The organism is Larsenimonas salina, from assembly GCF_023736155.1.
Classification (GTDB): Bacteria; Pseudomonadota; Gammaproteobacteria; order Pseudomonadales; family Halomonadaceae; genus Larsenimonas; species Larsenimonas salina.
Map to the genome: position 1 here is coordinate 1 of NZ_JAMLJJ010000013.1, position 20,173 is coordinate 20,173.

The window sequence follows — 20,173 nt, forward strand, 5'->3', positions numbered from 1 at the left end:
AATGCGTGGCTCGCATCATCATGATGGCGGCCCGGTCTTCAGCAGAAAGATGGCGATAGCAGTGGTTCATGGCAACACCGTACCTGATGGCTCACGTGTTGCACTTGGTCATTGAGACCGCCATCCCTCAAACCCCGATGGATACGTCACACCTATGACGATGAGACGGCATTCATGGTTTCCAGCATGAGTCTCCCTGAGTCCAACAAGTATTTTCGGTCCGATCCATCGACTCTTCAAGAAGATCAAAAGATTGGAAAACAGGGAGCTTCACCAATTATTTCATCCGAATATTTCCGAAATCTTGCTTCGAACTGACGCTAGATCAGCGGCGCCGGGCCCCGGCTATGCGGCTAAGAGTTCCATCACGGCGTATCAGACCGTGCCAAAGCAGTGCCATACCGGCATGACCGACAATCAGCACCAGCAGGGTCCAGCCAAGCCAGACATGCCACTGGCGAGCCTGCATCATCCGAGGACCTTGGGTGCTTCCGCCGTCGAATAAAGGTATGCCGAAAGGTGCGAAGGGCTGACCACCGAGCCAGGTCATGTAGAGCCCGAGAGCCGGTATTCCCAGCATTAGCAGATAGAGCAATAAGTGCGACAAAGTCGCGATTTTGGCTAACTTGCCGACGTGAGCTGGGCGGTGGCGTAAGTTGAACAGTGCCCAAAGTGCGCGAAGTACAATCAAGCCCATCAACAGCGTGCCCAGGGGTTGATGGGTCGAAAGCCAGGCTTGTACCCACTGTGGGTGTCCCCATAATATTTTTGCTGCCATCCCGCCAAGTTGCCAAAGCAGCAGCGCGCCGATTCCCCAGTGTAACCATCGGCTGATTCTGCCGTAGCGATCAGGTGTGTCCTTCACGGGTAAAAATGCCATCGTGATGCTTCCTCCTCCCCACAACAGAGACTCAGTACCAGGCTCGCAGACCCACTACCCATGCAGTAGTCGATTCATCCTCGTCGTAATTGCGTTCATGACTGATCCCCACGTAAGGGCTGATCTCCCGTATCAGGCTATAACTTAGCCTCAGCCCGACCTCGCTGCTGTTGAGGCCTTGCTCCAGGTCATATTCCGGCACATCTTGAAGCGATGCCGAGAGCTCCAGCCGAGGCTGAAGAATCAGTCGTTGAGTGATGAGCATTTCATATTCGAATTCGGTGCTTGCGCTGACATCACCCTCGTCACTGACGAATAACGCAGTGTCGGTTTCCATCATCAAAGGTGCCAGCCCCTGAAAGCCAACGACCGCGAAGCGTCGATCAGGGTCCGGATTGAAGCTTTGACGCACGCCCGTCTGCAAGTTCCAGAACGGGCTTATCGCGCGACTATAGAGCAACTGGAGATCGCTGCTTTCGGGACCTCCTCCATTGGTTGGCCCTTCTCCTTCGCTTTTCCACCAGAAACGGTCGATGTCGTTTCCAATCCAGCCTTGGGCATCCCACAGCCAGGCGTTGGGGGCGCCGTTTGTGTCGCGATACTCGAACCGATCCAGGAGTATCTGGCTGAACAGCGCGTCATCATGTACCGGTTCGTTCCACTCGGCGGGAGAGCCGCTGTGGGCGTTCAGAGGCCCGCCTGGGACGACTTCGTCCACATTGGCACGGCCATGGTTGTCGGCGATAGCGGCGACTGGCAAGCATAGAGCCGCGAGGAGGAGTGTTCCGCAACAGGTGAATTTGCTGTTAAACATTGTCGAACGCCTCCGCCGGAGCGACTCTGACTACCCGGAACATCCCGGCATCCATGTGGTACAACAAATGGCAGTGGAAAGCCCAGCGACCCGGTTCATCTGCAGTGAGAAGTAATGACGCACGCGAGGCCGGCAGGACGCTGAGCGTGTGTTTGAACGGTAGGTGTTCCCCCTGTCCGTTCTCCAGCTCCATAAACATGCCATGTAGGTGGATGGGATGCTCCATCATGGTGTCGTTGACCAGCACCAGACGAATACGGTCTCCCAGCACGATGTCGATTGGCTCGGCGTCGGAATACTTCACGCCGTCGAATGACCACATGTAGCGATCCATATTGCCGGTCAGGTGCAGTTCGATCGTACGTGACGGCGGGCGTCGGTCGCGCATGGGCTTGATGTTGCGTAGCTGACTATAGGTGAGCACGCGATGATCGACAGTCTCGAGACCGGTTCCACGTTCACCTAGCCGGTTGCGCTGCAGCTCGGCGACGTTGATGTTGCCGGGTCCGTGGCCGCCTTGCTCATGGCGTGACACGACCGGGCCGGCATCCTCTGCGCCCATTCCGCCCATTCCGCCCATTCCGCCCATTCCGGCCATGGCGTTGTGGTTGCCGCCGGCGTGATTCATACCCGACATGCTGCCAGCGCCCATGCCATTCATGGAGCCGTGGTTCCTACCCGACATACTGCCATCGTTCATGCCATTCATGGAGCCGTGGTTCATACCCGACATATTGCCATCGCCCATGCCATTCCTGGAGCCGTGATTCATACCCGACATGCCACCATCGCTCATGCCATTCATGGAGCCGTGGTTCATCGACATGCTGCCATCGCTCATGCCACTCATCTCACCGGCGGCCATGCCGCCCATGGCGCCGTGCGACATATCCATACCCATATCCACCATCGTGCGCTGCGGTGGCTCTCTCAACGGGGGTACCGCCGCGCGCATGCCAGCGCGAGGCGCCAAAGTGCCCAAGGCGAAACCACTGCGGTCCATTGATTCCGCCATCAGCGTGTAGGCAGTGTCTGCTCGCGGCTCGATGATAACGTCATAGGTTTCTGCGACACCGATCTGAAACTCGTCGGTTTCTACCGGCTCCACTTCCTCACCGTCAGCACCTACCACTGTCATGGCCAGGCCGGGAATGCGGAAGTTAAAGTAGGTCATTGCCGAGGCATTGATAACCCGCAGCCGTATCCTCTCTTCCGGTTGAAAGAGTCCTTCCCAGCCAGCCGCCGGATGACGGCCGTTCATCAAGTAGGTGTACGTCGACCCTGTCACATCGGCAATGTCTCTGGGACTCATGCGCATATTGTTCCACGCCAGACGGTCTTGTAGCGTGGCTTTCCAACCATGCTTCTCCACGGCCTCGAAAAAATCGCCTGCCGTGCGTTCGTTGTAGTTGTAGTAGTCGCTTTGACTTTTCAGCCGTGCCATCACTCTATGTGGATCTTCAAAGGTCCAGTCGTTGAGCATGATCACGTATTCGCGATCGGCCTGTATCCGATGGGGGGCTGCAGGGTGCACGACGAGCGGGCCGGTCAGACCGATCTGCTCCTGCATGCCGGAGTGGCTGTGATACCAATAGGTGCCGCTCTGGCGCACGGGGAATGCCGCCTCAAAACTTTCGCCAGGTGCGATGCCGGGGAACGACACACCTGGCACGCCATCCATCTCGAACGGCAAGAGCAAACCATGCCAATGAATAGAGGTATCTTCATCGAGATGGTTGTGAATGCGCAGGCGTGCGGTTTGCCCCTCCCATAGTTCGATTAGCGGCGCGGGAATCGAACGATTGATGGTGATGCCGCTGCCAAGGCCACCGGCGATGGCAACCCGTTCTCGACGCACGTCGAGATCCAGCGAGACAGGGCGGGGCGAGCCGCCCGCAACCAGCGCCGCGACCCCACTCTGCGAAGAGAGCGCCTCGCCTCGGGCATAGCTGGGTAGCAGTGACTCCAATCCTGCTAGGGCGCCGGTTCCGGCCAGTGCGATCAGAAGTCGACGACGATCATTATCGATCGAGCGATGTTTCATGGATTTCATTCCCCAACGTGCGTGAGATCACCTAAGAGCGCGTGCGGTGCGCATGACCAAGGTTCAAGCGTTCGAATTCAAGGTGACGGTTCCTTTCATCCCGGCTTCGTAATGACCGGGAAGGAAGCACGCGTACTCGATGACGTCGCCCTGCTCGGGTGCGGTCCAGATCAGTGTCTCGGTCTCGCCCGGCGCTATGGTGACGGCTGCGCTTTGGGTCTCACCGTGATCCATCATGCCGTTGTGATGATCGCCCATCATCTTATCGCTGCCTTCAGCGCCGTGATGGTCTCCGCCCTGTTGCATCATTTCTCGATGCATCTGCTGCATGCGGCCGCTGCCGATAGAAAATTCGTGGGGAATCATGGATACGTTTTCGATCCGAAAACGTACCGTCTTACCGGGTTCAATCTGCAGTTTGTCGGCGTCGAACCACATGCTTCCGGCCTGAATATCGATCGTTCGGCTGGGCGCGGGCTCACTTTGGTGTGACTGACCGTGGCCGGTATCTGCCAAGGCTGAGGCGCTGACGGCAGTCAAGGTGAAAAGCAAGAACGGGAATTTCATCAAAAAGCTCCGCTGTTATGAGAAAGGATATTTAAAAATGATGTTTTCGCCCGCTGATCGAGGCCGGCGGATACCAAAACCGGACCTGCGGTCGCCAGAATCAACCTGCCGATATCGGCAGGGTCATGAACACTTGAGTTTCGTTATCGTCGAACTGATGCACGTTCAAGGCCCGAGCCTGATCGCCGGGCATCCCCGGTGTGCCAGCCGGCATGCCGGGCAGGGCTATACCGCGAACGCTTGGACGTTCGGCAAAAAGCCGATCGAGCGCTGCGCCGGGGACATGGCCCTCGACAACGTAGCCCCCCATCTCGAGGGTGTGGCAGCTCCCGAGTCCATGAGGAAGGTCAAGGCGTTCTTTGATTTCGCCGAGGTTGGTGGTTTCCACGACTTTGACATCGACACCACGTTCCTTCAGATAATCGCCGTAAGCGGCACAGCAACCGCAGGAAGGGCTTTTATAGAGTGTCGCCTGGTCGGGCAGTGAAGCGTGGGCCACTTGGGCACCCAGCATGAATGTTGCGGATAACAACAATGCGATGTTTCTGCTTGGCATGACGAATCTCCGGAGCGTTCATGAGCCTTCGCCAACAGTAAACGTGGGTAAGCTGAAAAGAGGCTGAATGGATCCGCCAAAACGAGAAAAGTATCTTCACGGTGCCGAGCCAGGGTGTAACGTGATTTCGACCCGCAGCCCGCCCAGTCGTGAACGGCCATAGGTCACACGACCGCCGTAGCGTTCGGTGAGCTGTGACAGAATGGAGAGCCCCAGGCCGTGGCCACGATGTTGTTCATCAAGCCTGACGCCTCGCTGGCCCAGGCGCTCGAGCATGATATCCGGAACCCCCGGGCCATCATCCTCGAGCCTTAGGCAACAGGGCTTGGGAAGTAGCGTAAGCTCGACGCGTTGGCGCGCCCATTTACCGGCATTGTCGAGCACGATACCGAGCATCTCCATGCCGTCCTGACGCTCCAGCGGTATCCGGAAATCGACGACGGCGGTGTCATCGAGAACGAAGATGCGATCGGGGTAGAGGGTACGAAACATTTCCAGCATGGAAATGACTTCTGCCATGCCGGTATGTTGCTGTCCTGTAGACTGGCCGGCGATACGCGAATGGCGTAGTTCGCTCTCCAGTTTTTCATTGATGTCGTCGAGACGAGCCAGAATCTGCTTACGACGTTGATCATCCAGGGCTCGTTTTGAGCGAAGGGCTTGCATGACCGCCGTTAGTGGCGTCCTGATCGCGTGAGAAAGGTTGGCCAGTGACTCCCGCGAGCGCTGCTGACGACGTTCATGTTCGTCGAGAAGGGTATTGAGTTGAGCGATGGGGGCTTTCAGCTCGGAGACGGTTTTGATGTCCAGGCGGCGGCGCTCGCCGCGTTGCAGCTCGATGAGCTGGCGCGATAGCCGACCGAACGGGCGTAAAGCATGATTGACCGCGAACAGGTTGAGCAGTATCAACAGCAACAGCAGCACCATGGCCGCTGCACCGATCCACCAGTGAAGGCGTGTCAGTCCTCGCTCGATGCCGGCGAAGTCTTCGCCGACCGTCAATGTGGCGGGTTCGCCGGCAAGCATCAATCCGGTTCGCCACAGCAGCAGTCGATGATCGCGCCACTGCAAGAGTTGCGCGCCTTCTGTATCCCCGGTCGGCAATGTCTCGAGCGCATCGTGAGTCGCGTAGACACGGCCGTTGGTCCGCAACTGATAGAAGTGGTGAAAGGTTTCGGCGGGGCTGGAATCAGGTGGCAGCGACAGGGCACTCGGGCCCTCGAGGCGCAATCGGCGCACGACCAGTTCGGATTCCTGCTGTAAGCGATCGGCGAGAAAATTCCGTGCCAACTGGTCCAGCAGCAGTCCGTGCAGTACCCAGGTACTCCCGACGACGATCAGCGCCGCAATGCCCAGGCTACCCAGCAACCGGAGGCGTAGGCTTCGCCGGCTAAACCGAGACAAGCATGTACCCCTCACCACGGCGCGTCACGATGCGCTCACGTCCGAGCCGATGACGTAGTCTGCCGATATAGACCTCGACGAGATTGGGAGCCGCAGCATCCTGCTCGAGCGCGTAGAGTTGTTCGAGCAAGTGTCGCTTGGAGTGAACGCGATCAGGGTGGCGCATCAGGTAGCGCAGAAGCCGAAATTCGGTGGAGGTGAGTGTTTGCCACTCCTGGTGATCCACACTGAACTGCTGGCGTGCCTCATCGAGCCGAAGATTGTTGATCTCCAGAAGGGAGGAAAAATGACTACCTCGACGACGCAACAAGGCCTCCAGGCGCGCCAGCAACTCTTCCTCATGATAAGGCTTGGTGAGGTAGTCGTCGGCGCCGGCGCGAAGCCCTTCGACCTTATCCATCCAGCTATCTCTTGCGGTCAGAATCAGTATCGGCACAGACCACTTAGCGTCCCGCCAGTCGGAGAGGAGACTCAGCCCGGAGCCGTCCGGCAAACCAAGGTCCAGAATGACCAGCGTGTACTCCTCGCTAGCCGAGAGCGCAGACGCCGATCGGCTACTAGGTGAAATGTCGGTGCGGTAGCCAGCATCATCCAGAAGCTCTGCCAAACTTTCCGCCAACAGCTCATCATCTTCTACCAGTAATATTCTCATGGCTCATCGAGAGACTGAATCTGTTTGCAAAAGATACAGCCGGTTCCTGAATGGTTCCTGAAAATCCGGAAGGCGCCGGATATCGCGTCTTATCTTGAGCGCAAAAATGGCCCCATAGAGGGCCATTTTTGGTTGTAAATCCTCTCCCAAAAAGCGCGCTCATCGCCTGGAATCGACATATCAGCCCACCTTGATATGATCGGGCGTTTTCAGCCGCTTCGGACGTCTCCATGCTTCGCCTGATTCATTCTTTCGACCTGATGGATATCGATGTCCCTCTTGTCGTCGATCCTCGCCATGCGGCCAGCGCCGTCAGCACCATGAGCGACATGGACGTGCAGTCATTCTATGGTCGGCTGGGTCACGGTACCGGATACAAACACGACATCAGGGAGATGCGGGGGCCGTTAAGAGACGCACTGGCTCAGGGGCGATGGCTGTTACTGGATAACAGCACCGATCCCGCAGCGCGGGGTACCCGCCTGGTCCGCTGGACCGGCAGCCGGTGGAGCATGCCTCATGGTTATCATTCCCTTGTGAGCAGTGAGGTAAGTCGTCTGAATGCTCGAGGACTGACACCGGCCGCGCTGGAGAGTCGGCGCTATCGCGGCGTACCAACCTCCAATGGCAGTGGCGGCACAAGTGACGCGTACGTGCCGGATACGTCCGAAGCAGTGACAGAGACGCCGATCGTGCCCGTATTTGCGCGCTCGAGCAGCGTAGGCACCGAGTGCACCGATGCCTGCACGGAAGCTGAGTCCGTTTCCAACAGCGGGTCGCTGTCGGTGCTGGCAGGAACGGCCTCGGCCGGCGGAGAGCTTACCTTCGGTGGCCTGGTCAACGCCGGCGGCAAGGCCCTTGCGCAACTTGGCCGTCTGGGCGCGACAGTCGCACGAGCCACCCCGGGCGCAATGCTCCTGGCCGGGATCTTCCAGCCAAGCCAGCTGGGCGATGGCACCCTGATGGGCGCCAACGACCTTCGCAGCCGCGTCGGAGGCACCGCTGAAACGCGTGTGCGGTTCTATATCGGCCAGGATGCTCGAGGGCGCATGCAGGTCAGGGGTGTGCATACCGCCGCCGGTTCGGGCATCGAGCAAATTCCCGTGGTCGAGGTCGCACAAAGCGCGGACGGACAGCGCTTCGAGGCCGAAGTCGGCGGCATCACATTGACCTGGACACCCAATGACGGCCCTGCAACACCCCTGACCACCGCGTTTCCCGAAGCCAGTCCCGACATGCAAACCGGCATCACCGTCTTCCCGATCGAGGAAGGCCAGAACAGCAGTACCGTCTTGCCCGCCTCCGATCGTGATTTCAGCGACGCCATACTGGTGTTTCCAGCAGACAGCGGCGTGCAACCGCTGTATGTGGTTATAAGTTCATCAAATGGTAACTACGTTAGGGCTCCTAAAGAGCTAAGTGCATTTCCGGATGCTTCAAGAGCAAAAGCAAAAACGCCTGTTCAAGGTGGAGGCTCGCTTAGAAGCCGGTGGAAAGATCGGAAAGGCAACATATACGAATGGGATTATCAGCATGGTACTGTCGAAAAATACAATAAGCGTGGCAAACACTTAGGTGAGTTTGATCCCAAAACGGGCGAGCAAACCAAAAAAGCGGACAAAACAAGAGAGGTTGATCCCTAATGGAGCGTGTTATCGAGGTCTACCATAAAGACGATAAAAATTATGGTGATCAATTGGTTAGAGAGATTAAATTGCCAGAAATTCCCTTGTCCATTCTGCAAGAGATATTCAGCGAGCCAAAGGGCAATGAAATGTACGAGGTCTTTCCAATCGACATGGAAAAATCACGTCGCCTGGCAAAATACGTTGACGTCGATTACAAATTTAACAAATACTCTTATTTTTTATGCACTTATGAATGAGTTTAAACCTCGTTTGCAAGACTATACGTATTTTGAATACCTCCGCTTGGTCCAAGAAATCACAAGCGCTCAAGGCAGTGATGCCTATCAAGATGCTTTGTTGGAAAACTTCATCCATACGAGCCAGTACCCCGCCGCTTCAGATCTGATCTACTACTCCGATCACTCGGACGATGCAGATCCTGAACGAATTGTTGCCAAGGTGATTGAATGGCGCAGACGGCGGGGATTACCTCTATTCAAAGAACAATCACCTTCCTTCTGATGCTTTTGTCTTTAATGTTCATGCGAGCATCCCAAACATTGGCAAGACCAGCTGCCATATAAAAACACCCAGGGATCATTCACGATGGACGCTAGAGACTTGTTCAAGCCTCGCTTCGAGGACTACACCCGCGAGGAGTTCATGGGTCTAATAAAGGCGATTTTTGATGTCGAAAGCAATATCGATATCTACTATGACCTTGTTAGTCATTTTAGTATCGTCTCTCAACACCCTGATGGCTCAGACCTTATCTTCTACCCAGGAGATCCTGAGGGAGTCACACCAGAAATCGTTTTTGACCAAGTGGTACAATGGCGTAAAGCACATAGCCTGCCAGGCTTTAAAGACGTATGACCTTACCTCTCATGAGTTACGCCATGACCATGAGCACTGGTCATATGGGTCAGGCAATAATGCATTACGTTGATGCCATCGGTCAGCAGCGCTCGTCGTTGATCGCGAGCGACATGATTGCAGACACTCCTATCTCGATCCTCTTCGACGGTGCTGATTGGGGAACCGATAAGCTGGCCCCCGGAATTGAACTGACATTCTGGCTCGAGACAATGGCCCTCGATAAAGTGCTTATCATTGTTAGACCTCGAACAGAGGGCGCCTCGAAATTTGAAGGGGACTTGCCTCTATTTCTGAATTCCCAAATGGATCGCAAAAGTGTACTTGAAACCCTGGGCGAGCCTATCGAATCTTTAGGGGAGTCAGAAGGGCCATATCCGTTAGGTCGTAGAGGTGGTCATGATGTGTTTAAAAAGGCGATTACACCGACCCATCACGTCAAAGTAACCGTTTCTTATACGGCGGATGAGTATCTTATAGCTGCGCTTGCTTTCACACCTTAAATGCGCCGAATAAGGTTCTGAACGATGATTCTGAGGAGCGTCTTCGAACACTACTCGCGGACAGAATATCTGGCTCTCATAACCACAATCGTTGAGGCCAAGGGGTCAGAAGAGTTCGTAGACATGCTGGTCATGAACTTCAATAGTACATGCGGTCACCCAGCACAGCATGATCTGATCTTTTATCCGGAAGATTCTGAAAATTGCCCCCCTGAGTCGGTTCTTTCGGAACTCATAGAGTGGCGTAAGCAACAGGGATTGCCTCTATTTCGCGATATGTGATGCCTCAAATTGATCAAGGTCATAACCCATAAGATCATCAGCGATACAACCAGGAATCATATAGGGATACATCGCGATGGACGCTAGAGACCTGTTCAAGCCTCGCTTCGAGGACTATACCCGCGAAGAGTTCATGGGCCTGATAAAGGCAATCTTCGATGTAGAAAACAACATCGATATTCATGATGAGCTTATTGGTCAATTTATTGTGGTCTCTCAACACCCTGATGGCTCAGATCTTATTTTTTATCCTGAAGAGCCACCCGAGGTCACGCCAGAGAAGGTCTTTGACCAAGTAGAACAATGGCGGAAAGCACATAGCTTGCCAGGCTTTAAAGGCGAGTGAGTTGACTTGCAGAAAATGGCCACATTGAGGGCTAGTTTTTAATTGTGCACTTTGTCCCAGAACCAGAAATTTCTCTGAATACCCTGCTTGATCAGGCATTTTCAGCGTCCAGACCGTCTTCATGCTTTGTCTGAGTCACTATTTCGAACTGACAAATATCGATGTCCCTCTTGTAATCGATTCCAGCCACTCGACCAGCGCTCTAAGCCCCCCAGGCGCGTTATGATGCGGGCCTTTAACTAAAAGGCCGGGGCAATGACGGACACGCGTGAACAGAGTACAGGGCTGCTGGCTGCGTTAGGCTGCTTTTCCATGTGGGGCGTGCTGCCGCTCTATTTTCATCTGATCGGCCCATCGGTCACCCCCTGGGAGATTCTGGCTCATCGCATGGTGTGGGCCGCAGTTCTTCTGACGCTGTTTGTGGTGCTGACCCATCGCGGGACACGCATCATGGCCGTTGTGCGCGATCGCCGACTGCTGCTGGCACTGATCGTTACCGCGGTACTGATCAGCATCAACTGGGGCATGTTCATCTGGGCGGTCTCGAGTCATCACGTCCTGCAAGCGAGTCTTGGCTACTACATCAATCCGCTGCTCAACGTGGTGCTGGGCATGATCTTCTTTCGCGAGCGGCTGCGCCCATTGCAGGTCGCCGCGGTGTTACTCGCGGCCGCCGGTGTCATGATCATGGTGGTGGGCTTTGGGCGGGTGCCCTGGGCGTCACTGATTCTTGCTGGCAGCTTTGGCTTTTACGGGGCAATTCGAAAGCGCATCGGCGTCGACAGCATCACCGGGCTTTATATCGAAACCATGCTGTTGCTGCCGTTCGCCGTGCTCTGGCTGGGGGGCCTCTATCAGCAGCACCAGGCGGCATTTTTGCAGGGCAGTGTCAGCACCGACGTACTGCTGATCGGCTGCGGGTTATTTACCGTGCTGCCACTGGTACTTTTTACCATGGGCGCACGGCGTTTGAAGCTCGGCACGCTGGGCCTGATCCAGTACCTCACGCCCACGCTGCACCTGCTGACAGGCGTGTTCCTTTTTGGCGAGCCCTTCAATCAGGCCAACCTGATCACCTTCGCCTGCATCTGGGCCGGGTTGGCGCTTTACACCGTGGATACCCTGCGGGCACAGCGGCGCATCAGCACGGGCTGACTTGTATGCTCGTCGACATACCTTGTCCGAGCCCAAGCAAACGCCGTCGATTCAAAAAATGGATCAGGTTCGGGGACGGCCCTTTTCCGGTTTTTACTCCGTGTCACTTCCGTCAGGAGTGACCATGTCCCGCATCGCCATCCGTGCACGCTTGTCGATCTCGCCGAGCGTGCCCATGGCGTCTTCGGACATGCCGTTGTCCTTGAACAAGCCCAGCTGAGTCAGCGCATTGAGTTCGTGTACTGCGCGCATGAAATCGGCCGAGATCAGGGCGTCGCCGTCTTCCTTGAAACGCTCGATAGTAAGGGCATTCTGTTCGGCACACTCGATGATCGTGCGCTCGAGTTGGTTTATATCCTGCGTCATGCGTGTCCTTGGAAGGTCATTTTCAGGGGAAAATTTTAGGGGGGATTTTACCGAAAGACTCCAGGGGTCATCGATACACCTTGCTGCGGTGAGCGACCCGGATCACCAGAATGGTGATGTTTTGATCTTCGATGCTCGCAATCACACGGTAATTGCCGATTCGGTAGCGCCAGAATTCGCCCAAATCGCCCGATAACGCTTTCCCATAACGTCTGGGGTCCTCTTCCGACGCCACGCGCGCTTTCAAATACGTCAGTATTCGCTTGGCTTCAGCCTTGTCGATCTTTTTGAGCTGCTTGCGGGCTTCGTCAGTAACGTCAATCTTCCAGACCAAGATCCCGCTCCACCTTGTCCAAAGACCATACGCGCTCGTCACCTTGCTTGATGCGCTCCAGCGTCCGCTCGGCCAGATAGACGTCCTCAAGATCATCCAGGTGCTCAAGAATGGCTTCACGTGCGTAATATGTCTTCGTGCGGCCCGTTCTGGCAGCCAAGGCATTTAAACGCGCTTCAATGTCGGCAGGCAGTCGAATGGCAAGCATGCCTCGCCCTCCAAATCAGATTGATATACACGTATATCATGCGCTCGTTTAACAAGCTTGCCAATATGTTTCCGGGGGAAACACAGCCGTAGAGAGGCGTTGGGGTTATACGTTGTTTTCGAGTATTTTTGCCGCTTTACGCTCAGCGGCCCGTTTTCTGTCTCGGTTCCCCTGATAAAGCAAAACGCTGGAGAAGGTGAGGCTCATAATCACCAACGTGCCCAGCACTGAAACGACCAGTGTCAGTCCTTCCGGCATAACGCATCTCCTCAGCGCTACAAAGCGCTTTTCAGTTCAGTGCGATTCCAGTTCCCTATAGAACTCTGGTCGCTTCTGAATCGTTGCAAGTACTTTAGCAGCCATCCCCGTCGGAGTGCGGCGCGCGTTTTCCCAATGCTGGATCGTCTCGAGACTGACGCCGATAGCATTTGCAAAATCGGCTTGAGAAACCTGAAGCCGAGCGCGAATCGCGACCACATCGATCACGTTATGACGCGCACATTTACCCTCGAGAGACCCTTCATTAATCTTCACCGCCTCTTCAAGAGAGGCCTTCAGGTCATCAAACGTACTCATGGCATTCTCCTTTGAGCATTTCGGTCAGAGGAATCAGCGTGTTTCCGGGGGAAACACCCGACTCATAAATCTCTCCGGGTTTCGGGGTCGATCGAGGCCCCAGCTGGCTTGGGTGTTTCCGGGGGAAACACCCGACTCATAAAAGTCTCCGGGTTTAGGCATCGATCAAGGCCCCGGCGGGCCGGCGTGTTTCCGGGGGAAACACCCGACTCATAAACCTCTCCGGGTTTCGGGGCTGATCGAGGCCCTAGCTGGCCGGCGTGTTTCCGGGGGAAACACCGGGTTGCGAAATCTCTCCGGGTTTCGGCGTCGATCGAGGCCCTAGCTGGCCCGAGTGTTTCCGGGGGAAACACCCGACTCATAAATCTCTCCGGGTTTCGGCGTCGATCGAGGCCCCGGATGGCCGGCGTGTTTCCGGGGGAAACACGCGCTGTGCCCATTTTCGTCAGCTCAACAGCGTCGCCAGCCGAGCCAGCACGTCCTCCATGATGTGTTGTGGCACCTGTTCGACCCAGCGACCGTGACGGGCTTCGATGTCCAGCGTGCGCATCTGGCTGCACAGCACGACGCCTGTCGTGGTGGTGCCGGCCTCGGCCAGCGACACCGTAAAGCCCCGCGACCGGGCGAAGCCGCCCCCATTGGTAATCGGCGCGACCAGCGGCGCCCCCATCGCAAGGTTGAAGGCGTCCGGTGAGACGATCAGAACCGGGCGCATGCCCTGTTGCTCGTGCCCCCGAGTGGGGTTGAGCGAGACAAAGTAGATATCGCCGCGTTGCATCACAGCAGCTCGCGGCCGACCGGATCCGTATCCAGCCACTCACGCTCGCCCGCCGAATACTCCGCCCCTGTGTCGCACTGGGCCAAGAGCTCCTCGAGGGTGTACTTGGGTTTGGCGGGTTCGACGACCAACCGCCCCTGATCGATGGCCACCTCGACCTGGGAGCCGGCCTCCAGGTGCAGTTGGTCCAGGTACACTCTCGGGACGGCCATCATGACCGAGCCCCCGACGCGTCTAAGGTTGGTAATGCTCATGAGAGTCTCCGGCACACCCGTGTGCGCTTAAAAGTTATATTAAAATATAATATCAGCGTCTTTCGGAGAGCGTCCATCGATTTACGTGACCGACCCCGCCCCTAGCGAGTGCTCTCCGGCTCATAGGGTGTTTTCGAGTACGCGTGTCGCCTTGCGCTTTGCCGCGTTCTTCTTGTGCCGATGCTCGCCGTACAGCACCCAGCCACACACAACGAACCCCGACAGTGCCAATACCCCGAGAAACCAGACGATCATGGTAAGCCCCTCTGACATACGGTTCTCCTCGGCTTGTTTTACGTGTTGCGCTTGCTTCGAGTAGACGTCCTCGACTGGGACGCGTCAAACTGATTCCAGACGTTCTCAGCCCGGAGGTTCACATGAGTTCTTCCCCGCTTAGTCATACCCCGCCCCAGCCCGATGCCTCGGACCTGGCCGAGCACGCCCGGCAGCAGTCCCACCTTGTGCGGCAGGACCCGACTGACGATGAGGTACTGAACTGGATCGAGACCGTTGCCGACACAGCCGAGTGGTCATGAACGTGCGCCATCAACCAAAGTCGCGTCATGAACGCGTCCGCACCTTCTTACAGGCGGGCAAGGATCTGTTAAATTAACGACGACTTATTACATCAACAGATTCCGCCTCATGACCGATCACCAATGCCCTCACTGCCATAACCATGTCCCCCATGGCGCCTCCGTATGCCGAGGCTGCCAAGCTGAACTCGAGTATGGGCCACCTCCCGGCCTCCTGTGGGCCGTCATCTGCATTCCAGCCCTGCTGGGTATCTTTTCCAATTCGAATCTAGGAATTATCGCCGGTATTGCGGTTGCCGTGACCGGAGCCATGTTCCTCAAACGCAAAATGAAGGATCGAGTCGCCTTCAACCGGCGCTACCGTACCCGGTAGGCACTCAACGCCCCAAATAGATCGCCGTGACCTGCTCGCGTTCATGCCCCAGCTCGCGACTGATGGTCAGTCTGGCCTGTTGATCACTCGCCCGCTGATCGGCGCTTAACGCGCTCGAGACCGGCCCGCCGGCGGCCGGTGCGGCCCAGCCGGTCAAGGTTTCATAGCGCCGCTGGGCGTACGCATGGCGCAGGCCATGCATTCGGGACAGCCCGGCTTTCGGCAGTAGGTACTCATAGCGTTTGAGGTGCTGAGCGTAGGAATGGGTCGGTGGAATCAGCGAGCCGGTGCCGGCGACCTGATGCGCCCGGTCAAGCACGGCCCGCTGGTCGTCGGTCTCGATGGGGATCTCGCGCTCGCGGCCCCCCTTGGTCCAGGAGCCTTGCAATACCAGTCGGTCTCCATGGTCGGCCAGTGCCGGCCGCAGTTTCATCGACTCTTCCCGACGCAGCCCAAACGCCGCCTGAAGCTCAAGGCTGACTCGAATGCGGTGATCCGGTACCGCCTCCAGGCGCGGATCCAGCGTCTGTGCCTTGCTTACGCCGGTCACGTGCACCCGGTCCCGAATTCCCAGCTGGGTGTTGTCGCGTGGGATCACCGACGTCTTGCCCACCTTCTCGGCCCACCATCGCACGTGGGCCATTCGGTTCTTGATCGTGCCATCGCTGATGCCCTCGCCCTGCCACCGCTCAACCAGGGCGGTCACGTGCTTGGGCTTCAGACTACTGGCGCGCATGTTGCGGTAGCCCAACTCCTGAAGCTGTTGAGAGATGCTGCGCAGCGACCGGCTTCGCTGATACTGCGTGGTCTGGCTGCCATCGCGGTTGCGCTGGCACAGCTGCATGAAATCGAAGCCGAGCTTGTTCATATGAGCGATGTCCTGGTCAGTGTACTTGCCCGATCCGTACGCAATACGTGACGGAACGCCCGATAGGGCCGGGGGCATAAAAGGGCGATGCTCTCTCGCCTGCTGCAATGGCAGCGGCCTGACGGTTTGCCTGTTGGCAAATCCGGGCAGGCGGTCGTACAGCGTGTGTCTCCTCAAGCGTTCGGTCGGAAGGCCGGAGATCGCGCCCCACGAGGGCGGTACGATCTCCCTCGTGAAGGCCATGGCAGTCACCCATGGCGGTGGTCCGGTTCAACACCGGGGGGTTCAGTAGTCTCCAACCGCATAACGCGGCGCCTGCTTTCGAGAGACGATCAGGCGTTGGGACGGACCGTCTGGTCCAAAGGGACTCCCACTTGGGAACGGCAGGGAGGGCCGGGCGGCAATGCCGCAAAGGGCGCGACTGAAGTCCGCAGTCGCCACGGATGATGCACGGTCAGCCTACCGTGCTGGGCTTCTATTTGGAAGCCCATCACACAGTCAGCATTCAAATAATTCGCCTAAAACCCGGTTATTCATGGACCAGTCACAGGCCGTCACTACCTAAACGGCAGTGACGGCCTGCCCGAGCGCATCAGCGATCGAGCAGCTGGACAGGTCGGCAGATCTGATGGTTCATCGTGCCATGGGTTTTGAATTGTTCGCTCAGCGTCTCTGATTGCCGGCTGTCCGCCTCGCGACGCTCGTTGGCAGGCATACCCTTCACTCGATCGAAAACGGGCTCAAATCGCCCTTATCGCTCGATCTCAGGCTATGCCGTCGGGTGATATCGAGATTTCTTTCCCTAGTCCTGCATAACTGGGCCGAAGGCCAAAATGTACAGCCATGAGGCTGGGGTCCGGCCCACGAGGGTTTAGTGCTTTAGCGGTCAGTTTCCGCCGAGGACGCGCAGCCGCATCTGCGGCTCGATCGCGTCCTTCTCGACTTGTCGAGGCATTTTGATGTTAGGCCGCCGCAGGCGGGGCGGAAGGAGCGATAGCGACTGGAGGGTAGGTGTGTTTTGCTTTTCTGTATTTTTCCCCTTTTAAACCTTTTAGGCTCTACAAGATTTTGATTTTTAAGGGCTAATAACGCAAAAAGGGGAGGGATTCAGGGTTAAAAGGGGAGGGATTCAGGGTTAAAAGGGGAGGGATTCAGGGTTGTAATAGGGAGGGATTCAGGGTTAAAAGGGAGAATATAAACCACTCCCTATAAAAGGGATAATTTAGAGAACTCAACGAACGGAACACCAAGGATGAATGAGCCCCAGGTCTACAAGAGTAATGCCTTGGTTGAAGCATCTTACCGCCTTACCCCCGCTGAGCAGCGCATCATGCTGGGCTGTATTACTCAGGTACGTCGTGATCAGCCGCTTACTGATGAAATAATGTATAGCGTCAGCGTGGCCGACTATGCCGCACTCGTGGGTACCGACTCTCACTCAACTTACAAAGAACTAGCTGATGCAGCTCTCCGGTTGAAACGTCGGGAAGTTTGGTTGCGTGAATACCCCAATGGCCAAGGAAAGAGACCAAAAACCCTAGTAACAAGTTGGGTCCAGTCTATTGCTTACGTCGAGTCAGAAGGACGTGTCGAGCTACGGTTTACGAGAGATATGCTGCCATATCTGACACAGCTCACAGAGCAATTTACGCGCTATGCGCTTGAGGATGTCGCCAAAATGACTAGCGCCCATGCTATGAGGCTCTACGAGCTTTTATGTCAGTGGCGTGGGGCAGGCGAGCGAAAAGTGTCTATTGAATGGCTGCGTGAAGCATTCCAGCTAAACGATAAGTATCCAGCCATAAAAGATCTAAAAAGATGGGTCATCGAACCGGCAGCAGCACAAATCAACGAACACAGCCCACTATGGGTAAAGTGGGACCAACGGAAGGAAGGCCGTCGGGTATCACATTTGGTGTTCTACTTTGGTGAAAAATCACTGGACGAGTCCCAGAAGATTGGCAGAAAGAAAAACAAAGCTAGAGAAGCCTCTAGCGCACCAGGATCAATCTTCAGAATTCCTATGACCGTCATCGAAGCCAATGCGCGTCCTGGCGAATCTCATGAGGACGTCGCGCTGCGTATTCTTGAAGAGAGAAAAAGTGCCGTTGAGGACTAGTTTTCACAACTTTTGGAATACAGCGGTAGGATATCTGCAACAGCAGGCTTGCAACCAATTAGGCACCTATGCAACTGACCATTCCGAAAGCGGCCAAACTATACGGTAAGCACCGCTCTACGATACATCGTCATATCGAATCGGGCCGCTTATCATGCGGCTTCCGAGGAGATGGAACTCGTATTATAGAGATGTCCGAGTTAATCCGATGCTACGGTGAGCCCAAGCATATTCCAGATGAGATGCAACCACCTGCAACACCGCCTCAAGAGGGAATGCAACAAGCCATGTTGCAGGCGTTGCAAGCCATGCATAAAGAATTGGTCGCCTTGCGTGAGGAGGTGGCTCAGCTAAAGCATTTGCCTCCCCCAAAAAGCGAAGATTCAACCAATCAAGATCTTCCTACCACTGTTAAAAAGCAGGACAGCGATCCTCATGGCCTTAGGTCACTTGCACGATCGCTATACCAAGATAAGAACTAATCAAAGAAAAGGGTTGAAGCGACGCAACTGTCTCAGAAGCTCAATCGCTCGAACGGACGTCCGGTGAGCGCGGTATAGGCCACCGTATTCTGAATATTGGCGTGACCCAGATACTGTTGCACGGTACGCAGGTCGACGCCCTGGTTGATCAGATGCACCCCGCAAGCGTGACGTAGGGCATGGGGATGCCACTTCACGCCTAAAACGCGCTCGCTAAGGCGATGTAGCGCTCGACGAAACCCGTCAGCGCTGACAGGGGCCTCGCGCTCATTGACGAAAATCAACCCACCGGTCCGACCGCTTTCGCGCTGATAGCGCTTCAGCGCACGCACGGTATCGCCCTGAAGCGGGTGCGTGCCATTGAGGCTGCCTTTGGCTCGTGTGATGCGTAGCTCATGCGTCGACAACTCCACGGCGGTCCAGCGCAGCCCGACAAGCTCCGACACACGCAAACCATGTTCGAACGCCAAGCGAATCATCAACGCATCGCGCTGACCATGACGGCTGTGTTTGAGTGCGCCCCGCATGAGCCGGTGCACCTCATCACGGGTCAAATACTGCCGGCCTCGAGCCGCATCATTGTCCGAGCGGCTTCTTACTGTCCGGCTTTCGATGTGTCGGGGCGCTGTAGGGTCAAGATGTAGGGGACTGTCGGGCACGGGCTGACGCTCTCTTGAACAGACTGACTGTCCGGGTTTTGGTTAAAAATCGGACAGTAGCAGTTTACTGGAGACACATCATTTCAAGAAAGAGGGCGCAAAGCGCAACTCTTGCCTACGAGCCTGCCTTGAAACAAAGCGGAAATACAGACTCGCCCTTCTGGCTCGGATGAGACACTCGGATCCACCCGCCTTGCTCTTCACTTTGGTAGATCAGCAGCAGCCTTATCCTGTCTCCTCGCACGCTGAAGAGACACATTACAGTTGCCGCACTACCTGCTTACGCTACCTTTTGGCGTCAATTCTCGCTTCTTTTCGCATGATAGCCTCCCTTTTCAAGCTTGTAGCCTTATGAAAGGAATCTGAAAAAACTAATTAAATTAATTCCAGTCATTTTATTCTTATTTGGCAACGGAGAAACAACATGCTCCCTATTGGCATTTTCTTGTCTTTTTTGGGGATTATTGGATCATTTTTTAATGGAAACTTACTTTATAAGCTATTGTCCCTAAAAAAAAATAGCTTATATTCCAAAGCAGATGATGATTCAAGCTCTGTATTGTCTGAACATATCAAGCACAATCTAAGTCTTTTCGTGATGAGCATCGTCTGCTTGATAACCGGGGTATATTTGATTTTTGGATGGAGTGATTGATGCTCAAAGTTCTTGGAGTGATTCTTCTACTGATCGGGGCAAGCGCAATGATCCAGTCTTTCAGAGTTCACGATACTAAGGCCCAAATGCACAAGTTTGATATACCTCAAAAAGATCTAAAGCGGAGCTTGAGGAATGGCGGTCTCAAGTTCCAAGCGCAACGCTATTGAAGGGTGCTCGGTCCGCCGACGGATTTCTTTAGCACCTCGGCGTAGACTTCCAGTGGGGTTCGCCAGTCCAGCGTCTGGCGAGGCCGTG

The 20,173-nt window shown here is 55.7% G+C and carries 28 protein-coding genes; 11 read left to right on the top strand and 17 right to left on the bottom strand.

Annotated features, from left to right (window positions below; all coding sequences use genetic code 11):
• Positions 1-325: 325 nt before the first annotated feature.
• From NAT23_RS14450 to NAT23_RS14480, 7 genes are all read right to left on the bottom strand, one after another.
• On the bottom strand, positions 326-880 hold the full coding sequence (locus tag NAT23_RS14450; protein ID WP_251929360.1) for a cytochrome b: 555 nt from the start codon (positions 878-880) through the stop codon (positions 326-328).
• Positions 881-911: 31 nt separating this feature from the next.
• The gene (locus tag NAT23_RS14455) at positions 912-1,694 is read right to left on the bottom strand and encodes a copper resistance protein B (RefSeq protein ID WP_051896465.1); all 783 of its coding nucleotides are present in this window, start codon (positions 1,692-1,694) and stop codon (positions 912-914) included.
• A complete protein-coding gene (locus NAT23_RS14460; protein ID WP_251929361.1) occupies positions 1,687-3,738 on the bottom strand; it encodes a copper resistance system multicopper oxidase in 2,052 nt (683 codons plus the stop codon). The genes NAT23_RS14455 and NAT23_RS14460 overlap by 8 nt, the downstream gene beginning before the upstream one ends.
• A gap of 63 nt (positions 3,739-3,801) precedes the next feature.
• Entirely contained in the window at positions 3,802-4,305 is a 504-nt protein-coding gene (locus tag NAT23_RS14465; RefSeq protein ID WP_251929362.1) for a cupredoxin domain-containing protein, read from the bottom strand.
• A gap of 100 nt (positions 4,306-4,405) precedes the next feature.
• Positions 4,406-4,861, bottom strand: a complete 456-nt coding sequence (locus NAT23_RS14470) for a DUF411 domain-containing protein (RefSeq protein WP_081919659.1) — start codon at positions 4,859-4,861, stop codon at positions 4,406-4,408.
• Positions 4,862-4,957: 96 nt separating this feature from the next.
• Positions 4,958-6,265, bottom strand: a complete 1,308-nt coding sequence (locus tag NAT23_RS14475; protein ID WP_251929363.1) for a sensor histidine kinase — start codon at positions 6,263-6,265, stop codon at positions 4,958-4,960.
• Positions 6,252-6,917: a response regulator gene (locus NAT23_RS14480; RefSeq protein WP_251929364.1), complete on the bottom strand. Its 666-nt coding sequence runs from the start codon at positions 6,915-6,917 to the stop codon at positions 6,252-6,254. Before NAT23_RS14480 ends, NAT23_RS14475 begins: the two co-directional genes overlap by 14 nt.
• A 230-nt stretch (positions 6,918-7,147) precedes the next feature.
• Here NAT23_RS14480 and NAT23_RS14485 point away from each other — a divergent pair, with 230 nt between their 5' ends.
• From NAT23_RS14485 to rarD, 8 genes are all read left to right on the top strand, one after another.
• Positions 7,148-8,560 (top strand): colicin E3/pyocin S6 family cytotoxin, encoded by a 1,413-nt coding sequence (locus tag NAT23_RS14485; protein WP_251929365.1) that lies wholly within the window; start codon positions 7,148-7,150, stop codon positions 8,558-8,560.
• Positions 8,560-8,802, top strand: coding sequence for a DUF7683 domain-containing protein (locus tag NAT23_RS14845; protein ID WP_433962207.1), 243 nt, complete (start codon positions 8,560-8,562; stop codon positions 8,800-8,802). Before NAT23_RS14485 ends, NAT23_RS14845 begins: the two co-directional genes overlap by 1 nt.
• Positions 8,747-9,067 carry a bacteriocin immunity protein gene (locus NAT23_RS14490; RefSeq protein WP_251929366.1) on the top strand — a complete coding sequence of 107 codons (321 nt, stop codon included), beginning with the start codon at positions 8,747-8,749 and terminating at the stop codon, positions 9,065-9,067. The genes NAT23_RS14845 and NAT23_RS14490 overlap by 56 nt, the downstream gene beginning before the upstream one ends.
• 84 nt (positions 9,068-9,151) lie before the next feature.
• Positions 9,152-9,421: a bacteriocin immunity protein gene (locus tag NAT23_RS14495; RefSeq protein WP_251929367.1), complete on the top strand. Its 270-nt coding sequence runs from the start codon at positions 9,152-9,154 to the stop codon at positions 9,419-9,421.
• A gap of 23 nt (positions 9,422-9,444) precedes the next feature.
• The gene (locus NAT23_RS14500) at positions 9,445-9,924 is read left to right on the top strand and encodes a DUF6392 family protein (RefSeq protein ID WP_251929368.1); all 480 of its coding nucleotides are present in this window, start codon (positions 9,445-9,447) and stop codon (positions 9,922-9,924) included.
• Between the two features lie 24 nt (positions 9,925-9,948).
• A complete protein-coding gene (locus NAT23_RS14825; RefSeq protein WP_350028343.1) occupies positions 9,949-10,206 on the top strand; it encodes a bacteriocin immunity protein in 258 nt (85 codons plus the stop codon).
• A 76-nt stretch (positions 10,207-10,282) separates the two neighbouring features.
• Positions 10,283-10,552 (top strand): bacteriocin immunity protein, encoded by a 270-nt coding sequence (locus tag NAT23_RS14505; RefSeq protein ID WP_251929369.1) that lies wholly within the window; start codon positions 10,283-10,285, stop codon positions 10,550-10,552.
• A gap of 255 nt (positions 10,553-10,807) precedes the next feature.
• On the top strand, positions 10,808-11,707 hold the full coding sequence (rarD, locus tag NAT23_RS14510) for an EamA family transporter RarD (protein ID WP_251929370.1): 900 nt from the start codon (positions 10,808-10,810) through the stop codon (positions 11,705-11,707).
• A 93-nt stretch (positions 11,708-11,800) separates the two neighbouring features.
• On the opposite strand, the gene NAT23_RS14515 is transcribed toward rarD, so the two are convergent.
• The 8 genes from NAT23_RS14515 to NAT23_RS14550 all read right to left on the bottom strand — a co-directional run bounded on the left by NAT23_RS14515 (position 11,801) and on the right by NAT23_RS14550 (position 14,496).
• On the bottom strand, positions 11,801-12,073 hold the full coding sequence (locus NAT23_RS14515) for a hypothetical protein (protein ID WP_251929371.1): 273 nt from the start codon (positions 12,071-12,073) through the stop codon (positions 11,801-11,803).
• A gap of 67 nt (positions 12,074-12,140) precedes the next feature.
• Complete coding sequence (locus NAT23_RS14520) at positions 12,141-12,407, bottom strand: type II toxin-antitoxin system RelE family toxin (RefSeq protein WP_251929372.1); 267 nt, start codon at positions 12,405-12,407, stop codon at positions 12,141-12,143.
• The gene (gene relB / locus NAT23_RS14525) at positions 12,391-12,615 is read right to left on the bottom strand and encodes a type II toxin-antitoxin system RelB family antitoxin (RefSeq protein WP_251929373.1); all 225 of its coding nucleotides are present in this window, start codon (positions 12,613-12,615) and stop codon (positions 12,391-12,393) included. Before relB ends, NAT23_RS14520 begins: the two co-directional genes overlap by 17 nt.
• A 105-nt stretch (positions 12,616-12,720) precedes the next feature.
• Positions 12,721-12,873 (bottom strand): hypothetical protein, encoded by a 153-nt coding sequence (locus tag NAT23_RS14530; RefSeq protein WP_251929374.1) that lies wholly within the window; start codon positions 12,871-12,873, stop codon positions 12,721-12,723.
• Positions 12,874-12,909: 36 nt separating this feature from the next.
• Positions 12,910-13,191, bottom strand: a complete 282-nt coding sequence (nadS, locus tag NAT23_RS14535) for a NadS family protein (protein ID WP_251929375.1) — start codon at positions 13,189-13,191, stop codon at positions 12,910-12,912.
• A gap of 445 nt (positions 13,192-13,636) precedes the next feature.
• Positions 13,637-13,969, bottom strand: a complete 333-nt coding sequence (locus NAT23_RS14540) for a type II toxin-antitoxin system PemK/MazF family toxin (protein ID WP_251929376.1) — start codon at positions 13,967-13,969, stop codon at positions 13,637-13,639.
• Positions 13,969-14,223 (bottom strand): AbrB/MazE/SpoVT family DNA-binding domain-containing protein, encoded by a 255-nt coding sequence (locus NAT23_RS14545; protein WP_251929377.1) that lies wholly within the window; start codon positions 14,221-14,223, stop codon positions 13,969-13,971. Before NAT23_RS14545 ends, NAT23_RS14540 begins: the two co-directional genes overlap by 1 nt.
• Before the next feature lie 120 nt (positions 14,224-14,343).
• Positions 14,344-14,496 carry a hypothetical protein gene (locus NAT23_RS14550; protein WP_251929378.1) on the bottom strand — a complete coding sequence of 51 codons (153 nt, stop codon included), beginning with the start codon at positions 14,494-14,496 and terminating at the stop codon, positions 14,344-14,346.
• Between the two features lie 104 nt (positions 14,497-14,600).
• On the opposite strand from NAT23_RS14550, the gene NAT23_RS14555 reads away from it, so the two are divergent.
• Positions 14,601-14,759 (top strand): antitoxin MazE-like protein, encoded by a 159-nt coding sequence (locus NAT23_RS14555; RefSeq protein WP_251929379.1) that lies wholly within the window; start codon positions 14,601-14,603, stop codon positions 14,757-14,759.
• Between the two features lie 377 nt (positions 14,760-15,136).
• Here NAT23_RS14555 and NAT23_RS14560 read toward each other — a convergent pair whose 3' ends face one another.
• Positions 15,137-16,000 (bottom strand): phage integrase N-terminal domain-containing protein, encoded by an 864-nt coding sequence (locus NAT23_RS14560; RefSeq protein ID WP_251929380.1) that lies wholly within the window; start codon positions 15,998-16,000, stop codon positions 15,137-15,139.
• Positions 16,001-17,252: 1,252 nt separating this feature from the next.
• Between NAT23_RS14560 and NAT23_RS14565 the strand changes: the two genes are divergently transcribed.
• Positions 17,253-18,119, top strand: coding sequence for a replication initiation protein (locus NAT23_RS14565; RefSeq protein WP_251929381.1), 867 nt, complete (start codon positions 17,253-17,255; stop codon positions 18,117-18,119).
• Between the two features lie 68 nt (positions 18,120-18,187).
• Positions 18,188-18,601, top strand: a complete 414-nt coding sequence (locus NAT23_RS14570; protein WP_251929382.1) for a helix-turn-helix domain-containing protein — start codon at positions 18,188-18,190, stop codon at positions 18,599-18,601.
• 32 nt (positions 18,602-18,633) lie between these two features.
• On the opposite strand, the gene NAT23_RS14575 is transcribed toward NAT23_RS14570, so the two are convergent.
• Positions 18,634-19,260 (bottom strand): tyrosine-type recombinase/integrase, encoded by a 627-nt coding sequence (locus NAT23_RS14575; RefSeq protein WP_350028344.1) that lies wholly within the window; start codon positions 19,258-19,260, stop codon positions 18,634-18,636.
• Positions 19,261-20,173: the final 913 nt, after the last annotated feature.